Here is a 13,325-nt window from a genome sequence, read left to right as displayed (position 1 = left end):
AAGGCCTTCCCGATACCGGTGTTGTATCGGGAAGGCCGACAACGAAGCGAGCGGGCGAATGGGCCGGATAACGGCCGTCGGGGGTTCCCAAACACCCCCTAGCCTCGACGGCCCTGCGAATACCGCCCCGGTACTCGCAGGGCCGCCTGCTTCCGAGGCTACGACCGGGCGGATATCGACTCGCCCAACGCCTTTGCCGGGCCGCGCGATGCGCGGGCCCGGCACCGCAATCCCCGCAGGTAGCAAACGCATGACATGCTTGTGGGGTGGAACCCGTCATATTCTGGATCATCGCCGCGGTGATCCTCGGCGTCGCCGAACTCTTCACAGGCACCCTGGTCCTGGCCATGGTCGGTGCCGGGGCCGCCGCCGCGGGCATCGCCGCCGCCTTCGGGGCCCCCTTCTGGCTCCAGGCGATCTTCTTCGGGGTCGGCTCGATCGCCTCGATCTGGGGCCTGCGCCCCTTCCTCAAGCAGGCACTGGAGTCCGACCCCAAGCACCAGACCGCCAGTTCCTTCGGCACGCGCGCCCTCGAAGGCGCCGAAGTCCGCGTGATCGAGACCGTCGACCTCTCCGGCGGCCTCGTGGAGATCGCCGGCGACAACTGGACGGCCTACCCCCTCGAACCCGACCAGGTGCTGGAACCCGGCGAGAGCGCCACGGTGGTAGAAATCAAAGGGGCCACCGTCATCATCTGGAAGCAGACATAACGACCTTGTAAAGCCCACCGATCCGCCAGACCACTGGAGGCTAAGCACACCATGGATGCCCTCGGCATACTCCTGCTGATCATCGCGTTCTTCCTGATCATCGTGCTGTTCCGATCGATCAAGATCGTGCCGCAGCAATGGAACTACATCATCGAGCGACTCGGCCGCTACCGCCGCACCCTCGAACCGGGCCCGCGGCTCCTGGTGCCCTTCGTCGACTCCGTCCGCGCGAAGGTCGACCTGCGCGAGCGCGTGGTCAACTTCCCGCCCCAGCCGGTGATCACCGCCGACAACCTCGGCGTGCAGATCGACACCGTCCTGTACTACATCATCACGCAGCCCACCGCGGCCGTGTACAACATCGACGACTACCTCGCGGGCGTCGAGCAGCTCACGACCACCACGCTGCGCAACGTGGTCGGCTCGATGGACCTGGAGAAGACCCTCACCAGCCGTGAGGAGATCAACGCCCGCCTGGCCGCCGAGCTCGACAAGGCCACCGACAAGTGGGGCCTCAAGGTCACCCGCGTCGAGCTGCGCTCGATCGAGCCGCCGCTCAGCATCCGCGACGCCATGGAGAAGCAGATGCGGGCCGAGCGCGACCGCCGCGCCGCGATCCTCAACGCCGAGGGCACCAAGCGCTCGGCGATCCTCATGGCCGAAGGCGAGCAGCAGGCCCAGGTCCTGCGCGCCAAGGGTGAGCGCGACGCCGAGGTGCTGCGCGCCGACGGTCAGGCCAAGGCCATCCAGACGGTGTTCGCCGCGATCCACAACGCCAAGCCCACCGACCGCCTCCTGACCTACCAGTACCTCCAGAAGCTGCCCGAGATCGCCCAGGGCAGCGCCAACAAGGTCTGGGTCGTCCCCGCCGAGCTCACCAAGGCCCTCGGCGGCATCGGGAACGCCTTCGGCGGCGCCCCCGACGCCGCCTCGTCCGAGGAAGAGGACATCGAGGTCGACACCAGCGCCCTCGAACTCGACGACGAGGCCAAGAAGGCCCTCGAAGCGGCCCAACAGGCCGCCCGCGAGGTCCAGGACATCGACGGCAAGTCCGGGACCACGGCCGAGCTGCCGCCCGCACCGGCCTAGGGCCCACGACGCGATGCCCCCGGACCCGTCCGGGGGCGTTTCGCGTCCCATGAGGCAGAATCACCGGGTGCCCGACCACGTGATCGAAGTCCAGGACCCCGAGGACGAACGCCTCGGCGACTACCGCGCCCTCACCGACCTCGCCCTGCGCACCCGCTTCGAGCAGCCCCACGGCCTGTTCATCGCCGAAGGCCACCAGGTCATCACCCGCGCGCTCCGGGCCGGGTACCGGATGCGGTCGATGCTCATCGACGCCAAGCGCGCCGACCAGCTCGCCGACCTCGCCGAGGACGCCCCCTGCTACACCGCCGGGCCCGACGTCCTCGAATCGGTGACCGGCTTCCACGTCCACCGCGGCGCCCTGGCCTCCTTCCACCGCAAGGAACTCCCCGCGCCCGCCGACTTGCTGCGCACCGTGGGGCGACTCGTGGTCCTCGAAGGCCTCAACAACCACACCAACATCGGCGCCGTCTTCAGGGTCGCGGCAGGGCTCGGCTTCGACGGCGTGCTCCTGGCCCCCGACTGCGCCGACCCGCTGTACCGCCGCAGCGTGCGCGTCAGCATGGGGGAGGTGTTCGCGGTGCCGTACGCCTACCTCGACCCGTGGCCCTCGGGCCTGGAGCAGGTCCGCGAGGCCGGGTTCACGCTCCTCGGCCTCAGCCCCTCGCGCGGGGCGATCGACATCGCCGACGTGACCGCGCGCGAGCGCGAACGCCCGGCGCTCATGTTCGGCGCCGAGGGCCCGGGCCTGACGAAGGCCGCCCTCGACGCCTGCGACCGCACGGTCCTGATCCCGATGCACGCCGGAGTCGACTCGCTCAACGTGGCCGCCGCGACGGCGGTGGCCTGTTGGGAACTGTCGCAACCGTTCCCGCGAGGCACGTCCTAGATCGACACCGTGGTGAACTCCGACTCGCACGGCGGACCCCACGTGTAGGAGAACCGCCCTGCGTCCAGCTCCAGGATCGCCGCGAGCGCGGTGTGCGTCCGCAGCTCCTCGGGGTCGGACTCGACCGGGTGGCGGCAGATCGCGATCGGCCCGCCGTCGTGGTCGCGCATCGCCGCGTGCAGCTGCTCGGTGGTGAGCGGGCCCGCCTCGTGCAGCAACTTCTCCATCCGCTCGCAGCGGTGGTAGGTCGAGACCCGGCCCGTCTCCAGCCAGCTCTGGTACACCCCGAGCGCGTCAGGGTTGCGGAAGTGGTTGGCGTGCACCAAGGGCGCGTCGCCGTCCTGGTAGATCACGCGCGACCCGAGCGGTGAGGTCTCCACGGTCGCCACCCCTGCTTCGGCGCTGCCGATGAAGAAGTTCGACGAGCACGCGGGACGGGGCGCGGTCGCGTGGCCCACCGCCTCGGGGAGCGTCTCGGATTGGAGGATGCGCCAGGTGCGCAGGTGGAACGGGGTCGACTCGATCTTCCAGTCGTCGGCGCTGGCGCCGAGTCCGTTGACGCACAGGCCGATTCCGGCGCTGTTGAGTCCGATCTTGGCTCCGGCCACGCCCGCCTCGGTGAATCCGAGCACCGTGGTCTCGCCGTGCTTCCATTGCAGCAGTGCGCCTTCGACGCCGGTGAACCAGTCCCAGTTCTGCCCGATCTTGGCCCCGCCGGTCGCGAAGACGCCGTCGGCGCCGCCGAACGCGGTGCATTCGGAGCGCAGGCCCTCGATGGTGGGCCGCCCGAACTCGCTCCACGCCGAGTACAGGAGTTCGTAGCGCGCGTTGAGGAGTGTGATGTCGAGCAGGTGCTGCCCGGCGCCTTCGGCGATGCCGTCCATGGTCGCGCGGTAGTCGGCGTCCTCGCGGGTGAAGACCCCGAGGTAGCGCTGGGCCCGTTCGGCCAGGCCCTCCTCGGTCATGCCCGAGGTGAGCATCCGGGACCGGTAGACGGCGATGTTGGCCGCGATCTGGTCGCGCAGCCGCTCACCGTGCTGGACGCCCTGACGGTAGGGGCTTCCTTGAAGGTGCAGAAGGGGAAGAGTCATGCGAGCCATTGTGACAAACCCGATACCGGAACACCAGCGGCTTTGTCGCGCGCTCTAGCGCCCCATGAGCGACTGCTCGACCTGCGAGTAGTGGATCGTCCACCACTTGACCAGGCCGGTCTGGCCCGGCAGCAGGTGGTCGCACGCCGAGTTGTGGCGCACGTAATGCCATTCGATGACCCAGTTGTCGGTGAGGCGGTCCCACCACAGCTGGTGGGTGGCGAGCCCGATCTCGGGTTCGCCGACGTCGAAGACCGACCGGTAGCCGCCCGCGAAGGCCCTGATCCGGTCGCAGTCCAGGCCCCGCTCGTCGCCGTACGTGAAATAGAACACCGCAGCCCGGGCCATCTCCCGCGCGTACGAGGAGACGACCAGCCGGTCCCAGTCGAGGATCGCCGAGATCCGGTCGTCCGGTCCGTGCAGGACGTTGTGCGGGTGGAGGTCGCCGTGCGTGTACCCGGTGTACTGGGGCGCCAGGTCAGGGGGCCTGCGGTCGCCCAGGCGCACGAGCAGGCCGCGTTTGAGGCGCAGCGTCTGCTCGGCGGTGGCCTCGAACCCGGTCTTGTCGCCGCGCCCGGCCGCGACCAGCTCCAGGAGCCGGTCGACCTTCTGGAGCGCGGCCTCGGTGGTGGGCGGGTTCTCCGGTTTCGGGGCGCGGTCGGCCGGGATCGCCTGGTGGAGCGTGCGGTGGAGCCTGCCGATGACCGAGCCGAGGTCCCGGCACGCGTCGCGGCTCATCGAGAGCCCGGAGCGGTGACGGCCGCCGACCCACGGGAAGACGCCGAACTCCTCGCCTTCGAGGAAGATGGTGGTCCGCCCGTCCCGGCTCAGCACCGGCAGCACCACGGGCACCCCCGAGGCGCCCAAGGTCTGGAGCACGTGGAACTGGAACTGGAGCTCCGGCCCGGTCACATCGCGGAACAGCTTGAGCAGGTAGGACCCGGAGGACGAGTCCACCCGCCACGACCGGTTCATCAACCCGGTCTGGACCCGCTGCATCTGATAGATCTGACCCAGATCCCAATGTCCCAGCGCCGCGTCGGGGAGTCGAGGCGCGGTCACGGTCATGCCCCCAAGCGTAGCCGCCGCCCACCCGCCCACCCGACCGCGAACCCCCCTTGCGCCCGCCCCCGAACCGTCGTGTAAAGTTCCATCTCGTGCCGGGGCAAGCCGAAACGCCCAACTGGCAGGCAAAACAAACTACATATACACTTCTGTGTGCACGCGCGAGTGGCGGAATGGCAGACGCGCTAGCTTGAGGTGCTAGTGTCCTACTAATGGACGTGGGGGTTCAAGTCCCCCCTCGCGCACACTTCGAAAGGCCCTGGTTCTCCAGGGCCTTTTCGCTTGCCCGTTGTCGTTGTGGCCGCGGGGATTCGGGTGGGGGCGGCCGGGGTTCGCGTTCGGTACACTCATCGTCACGATTCGTCCCTCCCCGGCTTGCAGGTGATGCTCCCCGTGCGTTCTCGTGACTCCCGTTCCGACATCGTTCGATACTGGCGAGACGTCGAGATCTTCGAACCGCAGCGCGTCCCCCGGCAGAACCCGCGGCAGTACGTGTACGACGTCGTCGAGGGCGAACCGCTGCCCTGGGAGGGGGATCAGCCGGCCGCTCGAAGGCCTTTGAAGCGGGGCGAGCGCTGGCGCTACATGGTCTACTGCGGAGTCTTCCCTCTCGACGCGACCTTCGACGTGCTCAGCCGCTACTGCGGCCAGGCCGACGACGCGTACGACGCGCGGGGCCGCGGGGAGGCCGCTCTCGCCGGGTTCGAGCTCGACTCTGACGGGCGCCTGCTGCCCGACTCGGCCGTGCTCTCCTCCAGCGCCTGGGGTCTCGGCCGCGTCCACCTGCTGAAAGGCATGCGGCCGGGATGGAGCGACGGGCTCGGCACCGCCCAGCGGACCTTCACCGAACTGTTCGACCTCATCTTCGAACGCAGACGCCGCCGAGACCGGCTCGTCAAGGACCTGCTCGGGCAGCTCTCCGGTCTGCTCCTGGGCATCGACGGCACCGAAGCGTTCGGCAACGTCAAAGACCAGATCGAATCGCTGCTGGACGCGAACGACGACGGATCGGACCCCGAGCGGAGCACCCGGAACCTGCCGATGGACCACGCACTGCTCGAAGAGGTCAGAAACGTCCTGCTCGCGCTCACCGGCACCACCGGAGTCCTCCCGCAGCAGCACCCGCCGATCCGCATCGCCTGCAAGGTCGTCCGTCCCCGGGACGAAGAGCAGGCGTCGAAATCGGACTTCCTCAACAGCTTCATCGCCGAGGACCTCTCCGCCATCAGCCACGAGATCCGAGCCGGCCATCTCAATGGGGCTCTGGACACGTACCTTCGCGAGGCCGCGGGATCCGGTCGCATCGACGTCCGAAACGACCTCCACGCCGTCTACGAGGCCACTCGGCCCTCCCGCATCCCGCTCGGACGCTGGCCCGCCCCGCCCGCCCACTCGCTCGCCCTCGGCCAGCAGCTCGCGGTGAACAACGCCATAGCCGAAGCGACCGCCCGAGGTGAGATCACCGGGGTCAACGGACCGCCCGGCACCGGCAAGACCACGCTCCTGCGGGACATGTTCGCCGCCCTGATCACCGAACGCGCCCGCCGGCTCGCCGACCTCGCCCGCCCCGGGGACGGCTTCGTCACCGACCACCAGTTCACCAACGACGAACGCCGCTTCCGGGTCCCGCAGTTGCGGCCCGAGCTGTGCGGCTACGAGATCACCGTCGCCTCCTCCAACAACGGCGCGGTCCAGAACGTCACCGCCGAGACCCCGCACCTCCACGAGATCGACGAGCGCTGGCGCGGAGCGATCGACTACTTCTCCGAGATCGGCCAGACCGTCCTCAATGCGACTCGCCTGAACGAGAGCGAGGACGAATGGGAGCCTGCGTGGTCGCTCATGGCCGCCGTCCTCGGCAACGCGGAGAACCGAGGCCGGTTCTCCAAGGCGTTCTGGTTCGGCCTCAAGGAGAGCCGAAGCCGAGACGAGGCGCGTCCCGGGATGCTCGCCCACCTCAAATCGTGTCGGCCCGAGCGCACCTGGGCGGAGGCCCGCAAGCGATTCAAAGCCGCTGAGAGCAAGGTCCTCGCTATGGCGGCCGAGCGCGAGCGGCACTTCCGAGCCTGGCAGGACCGCGAACGGTACGACATCGACGTCGACTCGCTCGAAGTCGCGATCGTCATCGCCCGGCAGCACCACGAACGTGAACAACGCGAACTCGGCGCCGCTCGCGCTCGATGCGAGGCCGCGACCGCCGAGCTCGAACGAACCAGATCGATTCGCGACGACTGGGACCGCCAACGGCCCGGTCTGCTTCTCGCCCTGCTCCGCGGCGGCGGTGAGCTCCGCGACTGGCGGCAGCGCGCCCGGACCTATGTGGCCGCCGCCAACGACGCCTGGGATCGGTTGCAGGAGAACGAGACGCAGATCGTCGTCGCCGAACGGGCCGTGGCCGACCGGGAGACGACACTCGCCGACATCGAGGCCGATCTGCGGAAGGCCAGGGCCGCGCGCGAGCGCTATCGGGACTCGATGGCGAAGGTCAAGCAGCGCTTCGGACGTGCCTTCCCCGAGCTCGGAGACGACCGCCGCGCCCGAGAGCTGTGCGCCCCGTGGTGCGACGAGGAGTTCAACGCCGCCCGCTCCGAGCTGTTCCTTGAGTCGCTTCGGTTGCACCGGGCGTTCATCGAGCACAACGCGGCCGTGTTCCGACGCGGACTCGGCATCGCAGTCGACGTCGTCAATCGCTCCGTTCCCCCTGAGCTCGCGCACGAGACCCGTTTGGCGGCATGGCAACTGCTGTTCCTGGCCGTCCCGGTCGTGTCGACGACCTTCGCATCGGTGGCGCGCCAGTTCGACGGTCTGAGCGAAGGCGATCTCGGCTGGCTGTTCATCGACGAGGCCGGCCAGGCCACACCGCAGGCCGCGGTCGGCGCGATCTGGCGATCCAGCCACGTGATGGCCGTGGGCGACCCGCTGCAACTGGAGCCGGTGCTTTCGCTGCCGCACACGATCCAGCAATCGCTGCGGGAGCATTACGGCCTGAGCGACCACTGGCTGCCGGGGTGGACTTCCGTCCAGGGACTCGCCGACGCCCACACCAGGTTCGGCACCACCTTGCCCGGACCGGACGCGCCGCTGTGGGTCGGCTCGCCGCTGACCGTGCACCGCCGCTGCGACGAGCCGATGTTCTCGATCTCGAACGAGATCGCCTATGACGGTTTGATGATCAACGACACCCCGGACCGAGGCGACTTCCTGCTCCCGAAGACCGAAAGCGTCCTGACTCGGAGCATGTGGCTCGACGTCCGGGCCGACGGCAACCACGGCCACTGGATCCCCGCCGAAGGCGAGCGTTTGGACGGCCTCCTCGCCCACCTGCGAAACCACGGGTTCGACATGGGCGAGGTCATGGTCATCACCCCGTTCCGCGAAGTCGCCGCCGAACTGAACAAGCGCCGCAACGGCCTCGGCGGCGCCGGCACCGTGCACACCGCGCAAGGCAAGCAGGCCGACATCGTGATCCTGGTCCTCGGCGGCGACCCCGCGAAGCCCCGTGCCGGCGGTTTCGCGGCAGAGAAGCCGAACTTCGTCAACGTGGCCGTCAGCCGCGCCAAACGCCGCCTCTACGTGATCGGCAACCACGAGACCTGGTCCAAACTCCCCAACTTCGCCGAACTGGCCGCAACCCTCGGAAGCCCCAAATGACCGACATCCCGACCACGGCGACGCCGTGATCCGGGAGTCCCTGCGGGGTTGGAGCGACATTTGAAACGCGCCGCAGGAGCGAATTGACCGTTTGCGGATTCCGCGCCGATCGCGTGGCTGTAGGTCGGCTGCTATTGGACGGCTGTTGTGGCGGTGAGGATGAGGCCTGCGAGGGTTGTCGCCACGCCGAGCATGGTTTGGGTTCGGGCTTTTTTGAGGGTTGTTCTCACTTGCCAGGTGTGGGTGAACTCCAGGAGGCGGTGGTGGAGGGTTCGGGCCAGGGCGATGTTGGTGGCGGCGTTGGCGAGGGCGCGTTCGAGGGCTTGGGTCTCGGTGGGGTCGGCGGTTTCGGCGAGGGCTTCGGTGAGGTTGGCTTCGACCGTTTCGTGGAAGCGGCGGTGGCGGGCCAGGTCGGCGACTGAAGTGCCGAACGGGCCGAAGAAGGACTCGGGGGAGCGGGCGAGGAGCGCCCGGATCGGGGCGAGGTCCTTGCCGTCGAGGTCTTCGATGACCGTCACCGGCGGGGTCAGGGCTTCGGCGGTGTGCCAGATCGCCCAGCACACGCCCGCGATCGCGAGCGCGAGTCCGATTGCGGCGGTGACGAGGTCGCCGGTGCCGTGCAGGTCGTCGAAGACCGTCAACGGCACGACGGTGATGAGTGCGGCGCCCACCGCGCCCAGTGAAGCCACCGTCCACTTGGCGGTGGCGCGCATGTCGGGGATCGCCTCCAGCGGCGAGGGCAGCGGATTCATCGCTCGTCGGCTGAAGGGTCGGCGGAGATCGGCTCGTGGGGGTCGGCCCGAACATCGGTGAGTGTGTGCCTGCGGAAGACCGGCCCGCCCGATTCCGGCAGCGCCCGGTAGGGCCCCCAGCGCTCGCCGTCGAAGACCTCGACCCGGCCGTTCTCGATCCGGACCTGGCCGGGCTCCGGCTCGGCCGGTTCGGTGCTCTCGTCGCTCATTCGCCCAGAGTATCGGCATCGGACCAGCCGATAGGATGGCTGTTCCCCATGCGCGACTTGGAGTTCCATGACCCCCACAGCCGACCCGCTGCGCACGGTCGCGGCGCGCGTCCAGGCGTTCCTCGCCGGCGACGAGACGAAGGTCTTCGGACGGCCCGCCGCCGCCGAGGCCCGAGACCTCCGGGACCTCATGGAGACCCACCCGGACCTCACCGCCCCCGGCACCCGGGTCCTCGCCTGGTTCCACTGGTGCAGATACCAAGTCCTGCCCACAGGGGAGGGATACGACGAGCTGCGCCAGGCCCTGGAACTGTTCGACCAGGCCCGCGACAACGGCGACCCCGTCCCCGACGCGGTGCAAGGCCCGCTCGACGGCAACGCCGACGACCCCCGCTTCCTGGCCTTTCAGGTCAACGCCTACCTGCGCCGCTACCTCCACAACACCGACGCCGAAGAACTCGAACGGGCCCTCCACACCGCGGTGGGCGCCCTCGACGCGACGGCGATCGACGACCCCGAGCTTCACGCGCTCTACGCCGACATCGCGGCCGTCTTCTCGCTGCGCCGCACTTCCGAAGCCGCCCAGCGTCTCGACGACGCGATCGCCGCGATCCGCAAGGCACTCGACCTCGCCCCGCGCGGCCACCGAGCCATCGCCGCCTACCTGTCCAACCTCGGCCAATGGACCCGGGAACGAGCCGAGCTCACCGACAGCCCGACCGACCTCGACCACGCCGTCGAATACGGCCGCCTGGCAGTGGACACCGCGAGCCCGGACGACCCGAACCGGGCGGTCTTCAATCTCAAACTCGCCGAATCCCACCGCACCCGATACACCCGCGACGGCGACCCCGCCGACCTCGACACGCAGATCGACCTCCTCCGGAGCGCGAACGGCCCCGGCCACACCGACCCCGCCGCGCCGCTCGCCGAACTCGGCGTCGCCCTATGGCGGCGATTCACGACCCGCGGCCAGGCCGCCGACCTTGAGGAAGCCGTCGCCGTCCACCGCCGAGCGGTCGCCGCGACCCCCGAAGCGAACCCGAACCGCGCCGCTCGCCTATGCAACCTCGCCAACGCCTTGCGCACCAAGCACGTCGCCTTCGGCGACCGCGACGCGCTGATCACCGCGCTCCCCATCGCCCGCGAAGCGGTCGACGCGACCCCGCCCGAGCACCCGAGCCTGCCTACCTATCTCTCTACCGCCGCCGCGGTCATGCTCTCCTGTTTCAACCTCGACATGCCCGGCGTCGACATCGACGAGATCGTGTCCCTCGCCCGGAACGCGGCCCGGGCCGTATCTCCCGGCGACCCCAACTGGGCCGGCTGCCAAGGGAATCTCCTGGCCGCCCTTCAGACCCGCTCGGCTCATCTCGGCAGCGACGCGGACCGCGACGAGGCCATTCGCATCGGCACCGCGACCGCCGACGCCATCGGCCCCCGCCACTCCGACTACGCGGGCATCCTCGGCAGCCTCGGCGAGTCGCTGCTGTTCCGGCACCGCCGCGGCGGTGACAGCACCGATCTCGACCAGGCCGTGGACGCGATCGAACGCGCCGCCCGCGCTACGCCCGCCGCGGACTCGCGGCGATCGACCCGCCTGCTCAACCTTCAGTCCGCGCTCTGGTCCCGGTTCCGCCTGACCGCCGACCCGGCCGACCTCGACCGGGCCGTCGCGACCGGCCGCGAATGCATCGCCGCCACCTCCCCGGGCGACCCCCAACGTGCCTTTCGCCTCTCGGCCCTCGGCACGGCCCTGCTGGTGCGCTCCAACGCGAACGCGAGCGCGGCCGACCTCGACGAGTCCGTGGCCGTCAACCGCGAAGCCGCCCGCATCGAGACCACCGACCGCTTCCAAAGCGCGGTCAGCCGCACTGACCTCGGCACCGCGCTCCTGACCCGCTTCGACCAGAATGGCGACGACGCCGACCTGGTCGAAGCCCTGCAAGCGCAACGAGAAGCGGCCGCGCTGATCCCCGACGACCATCCGCACCGGACCGAAGTGCTCATGGCCCTGGCCAACACGCTCACCGCCCGCTTCGAACGCGACGGTGAACCCGCCGACTGCCGCGAAGCCGCCGACCTCCACCGCCGCGCCGCAATGATGTCGACCGGCAACACCGCCAACCGCATCCGGGCAGCCCAGCACGGCGCGCGCCTGCTCGTCCACGCCGCCACGTTCGAACCAGACGACCCGAACACCGGATACCGGGCCGCACTCCCGTTGCTGCGCAGTGCGGTCGAACTGCTGCCGCTCTTGACCTGGCCCGGCCTCGGCCGCGAAGACCAGCAGCGCCTCCTCGAATCCGCCGCCCGCACCACCGGTGCCGACGCCGCCGCCTGCGCCCTCGCCTTGGGGGACGACGCGCTCGCCGTCCGGCTCCTGGAGCAGAGCCGGGGAGTGCTCTGGACCCAGCTCCTCGACCTGCGCTCGGACCTCGAATCGCTCCGCCTCGCGCACCCGGCTCTCGCCGCCGCGATCGCGCGCTGTCGAACCGTGCTCGACGCGTCCGCGTCGCCGCACGCCGGTCTCGGCCCCATGACCTCAAGCGACCGGATCGAGGCGGCCCGCCGACTCGAAGCGCTGATCAGCGAAGTCCGCGGCCTCGACCCCGGTCCCGAATTCCCACGGCCGCAGGAGTTCTTCAGGCAACCGGCCCTGGAGACGCTCCTGCCGCCCGCAGGCACCGGCCCCGTGGTCGTCCTGAACGTGAGCGAGCTGCGCTGCGACGCGCTCATCGTCACCGCGGACGGCGTGTCCTCGTTCCCCTTGCCGACCGAGATGCCTGAGGTCCTCGACCAGGTCCAGGCCTACCTGCGCGCGCTCGGGGCGCACGATTCGGCCGAGCTCGAACAGGGGACCGAGCCGGTCCTGGCCTGGCTGTGGGACGCCGTCGCCGAACCGGTCCTGGGCCACCTCGGCTACCTGGGACCACCCGATCCCGATCTGCCGCGCATCTGGTGGTGCCCGACCGGGCCGCTCACGCTCCTGCCCGTCCACGCCGCCGGTCACCACCGCGCCCGCGACGGCCGCGCGGCCGTCGAATACGCGGTCCCCTCGTACACGCCGACGCTCAGAGCCCTCGCCGAAGCGCGCAAACCCACTGCGCCGCAACCCGACTCGACCCCGCTCATCGTCGCGATCGCCGAGACGCCCGGTCTGCGCGACCTGCGCGGGGCCCGCTTCGAACGCAAGGTTCTCGGGGACCAGCTCGACCACGTCACGGTCCTGGAGGACGCCGAGGCCACCCACGCGGCGGTCACGGCCGCCCTGCGCGAGCACCGCTGGGTCCACCTGGCCTGCCACGGCACCCAGAACCTCTCGCGCCCTTCGAACGCCGGTCTGATCCCGCACGACTGGCGCGAGCGCGGCCTCATCGGCATCGGCGACCTCACCGATCCGGCCTCGACCGGCGGCGACCTCGCGTTCCTCTCGGCCTGCCAGACCGCGATCGGCGGGCTCACCAACCTCGACGAGGCCGTGAACCTCACCGCCGCGATGCACTACACCGGCTGGCGACACGTCATCGGCACACTGTGGACGATCGCCGACGACGCGGCCCCCGTGATCGCCGCCCTCGTCTACGCCCGGCTCATCCAGGGCGACCGGATCGAACCCGAGCACAGCGCCCGCGCCCTCCACGCCGCGGTGAGCACCCTGCGCGACGCCGACCCCGCCGACACGACCCGCTGGGCCCGCTTCGTCCACATGGGTCCTTAGGGGGTGTTTAAGAACCCCCGACGGCCGTTATCCGGCCCATTCGCCCGCTCGCTTCGTTGTCGGCCTCCCTGATCCAACACCGGGATCGGGAAGGCCTTCCGCCTCGCGAGCGAACGAATGGACTCGGATACCGACTCGCCGCGAGTTC

9 protein-coding genes and 1 tRNA gene are annotated in these 13,325 nt (G+C 69.8%); 6 read left to right on the top strand and 4 right to left on the bottom strand.

The annotated features are described in order from the left end of the window. Positions 1–266: 266 nt before the first annotated feature. Genes AB0B28_RS10800 through AB0B28_RS10790 form a run of 3 tightly spaced genes read left to right on the top strand, consistent with a single transcriptional unit; the run spans position 267 to position 2,688 of the window. A complete protein-coding gene (locus AB0B28_RS10800) occupies positions 267–710 on the top strand; it encodes an NfeD family protein (RefSeq protein WP_360119497.1) in 444 nt (147 codons plus the stop codon). A gap of 51 nt (positions 711–761) precedes the next feature. Continuing rightward, on the top strand, positions 762–1,799 hold the full coding sequence (locus AB0B28_RS10795) for an SPFH domain-containing protein (RefSeq protein ID WP_360119495.1): 1,038 nt from the start codon (positions 762–764) through the stop codon (positions 1,797–1,799). Positions 1,800–1,812: 13 nt separating this feature from the next. Further along, entirely contained in the window at positions 1,813–2,688 is an 876-nt protein-coding gene (locus AB0B28_RS10790; RefSeq protein ID WP_360119493.1) for an RNA methyltransferase, read from the top strand. Here AB0B28_RS10790 and AB0B28_RS10785 read toward each other — a convergent pair. Beyond that, a complete protein-coding gene (locus AB0B28_RS10785) occupies positions 2,685–3,779 on the bottom strand; it encodes a C45 family peptidase (RefSeq protein ID WP_360119491.1) in 1,095 nt (364 codons plus the stop codon). The genes AB0B28_RS10790 and AB0B28_RS10785 overlap by 4 nt on opposite strands. A gap of 54 nt (positions 3,780–3,833) precedes the next feature. Continuing rightward, the gene (locus AB0B28_RS10780) at positions 3,834–4,847 is read right to left on the bottom strand and encodes a phosphotransferase (protein WP_360119489.1); all 1,014 of its coding nucleotides are present in this window, start codon (positions 4,845–4,847) and stop codon (positions 3,834–3,836) included. A gap of 156 nt (positions 4,848–5,003) precedes the next feature. Here AB0B28_RS10780 and AB0B28_RS10775 point away from each other — a divergent pair. Next, positions 5,004–5,089 (top strand) — tRNA-Leu (locus AB0B28_RS10775). Positions 5,090–5,237: 148 nt separating this feature from the next. Next, a complete protein-coding gene (locus AB0B28_RS10770; RefSeq protein ID WP_360119487.1) occupies positions 5,238–8,495 on the top strand; it encodes an AAA domain-containing protein in 3,258 nt (1,085 codons plus the stop codon). A 131-nt stretch (positions 8,496–8,626) separates the two neighbouring features. Here AB0B28_RS10770 and AB0B28_RS10765 read toward each other — a convergent pair whose 3' ends face one another. Further along, complete coding sequence (locus AB0B28_RS10765) at positions 8,627–9,247, bottom strand: hypothetical protein (protein WP_360119485.1); 621 nt, start codon at positions 9,245–9,247, stop codon at positions 8,627–8,629. Then, a complete protein-coding gene (locus AB0B28_RS10760; protein WP_360119483.1) occupies positions 9,244–9,456 on the bottom strand; it encodes a hypothetical protein in 213 nt (70 codons plus the stop codon). The genes AB0B28_RS10765 and AB0B28_RS10760 overlap by 4 nt, the downstream gene beginning before the upstream one ends. Before the next feature lie 67 nt (positions 9,457–9,523). On the opposite strand from AB0B28_RS10760, the gene AB0B28_RS10755 reads away from it, so the two are divergent. Then, a complete protein-coding gene (locus tag AB0B28_RS10755; protein ID WP_360119481.1) occupies positions 9,524–13,177 on the top strand; it encodes a CHAT domain-containing protein in 3,654 nt (1,217 codons plus the stop codon). Positions 13,178–13,325: the final 148 nt, after the last annotated feature.

The organism is Glycomyces sp. NPDC046736 (assembly GCF_040645615.1).
Taxonomy (GTDB): domain Bacteria; phylum Actinomycetota; class Actinomycetes; order Mycobacteriales; family Micromonosporaceae; genus Glycomyces.
This window is presented reverse-complemented; position numbering and strand designations above follow the sequence as displayed.

Coding starts and splice junctions, on each gene's coding strand:
- AB0B28_RS10795 (WP_360119495.1), top strand. CDS start 762: ATGGATGCCCTCGGCATACTCCTGCTGATCATCGCGTTCTTCCTGATC.
- AB0B28_RS10790 (WP_360119493.1), top strand. CDS start 1,813: ATGCCCCCGGACCCGTCCGGGGGCGTTTCGCGTCCCATGAGGCAGAAT.
- AB0B28_RS10785 (WP_360119491.1), bottom strand. CDS start 3,779: ATGACTCTTCCCCTTCTGCACCTTCAAGGAAGCCCCTACCGTCAGGGC.
- AB0B28_RS10780 (WP_360119489.1), bottom strand. CDS start 4,847: ATGACCGTGACCGCGCCTCGACTCCCCGACGCGGCGCTGGGACATTGG.
- AB0B28_RS10765 (WP_360119485.1), bottom strand. CDS start 9,247: ATGAATCCGCTGCCCTCGCCGCTGGAGGCGATCCCCGACATGCGCGCC.
- AB0B28_RS10760 (WP_360119483.1), bottom strand. CDS start 9,456: ATGAGCGACGAGAGCACCGAACCGGCCGAGCCGGAGCCCGGCCAGGTC.
- AB0B28_RS10755 (WP_360119481.1), top strand. CDS start 9,524: ATGACCCCCACAGCCGACCCGCTGCGCACGGTCGCGGCGCGCGTCCAG.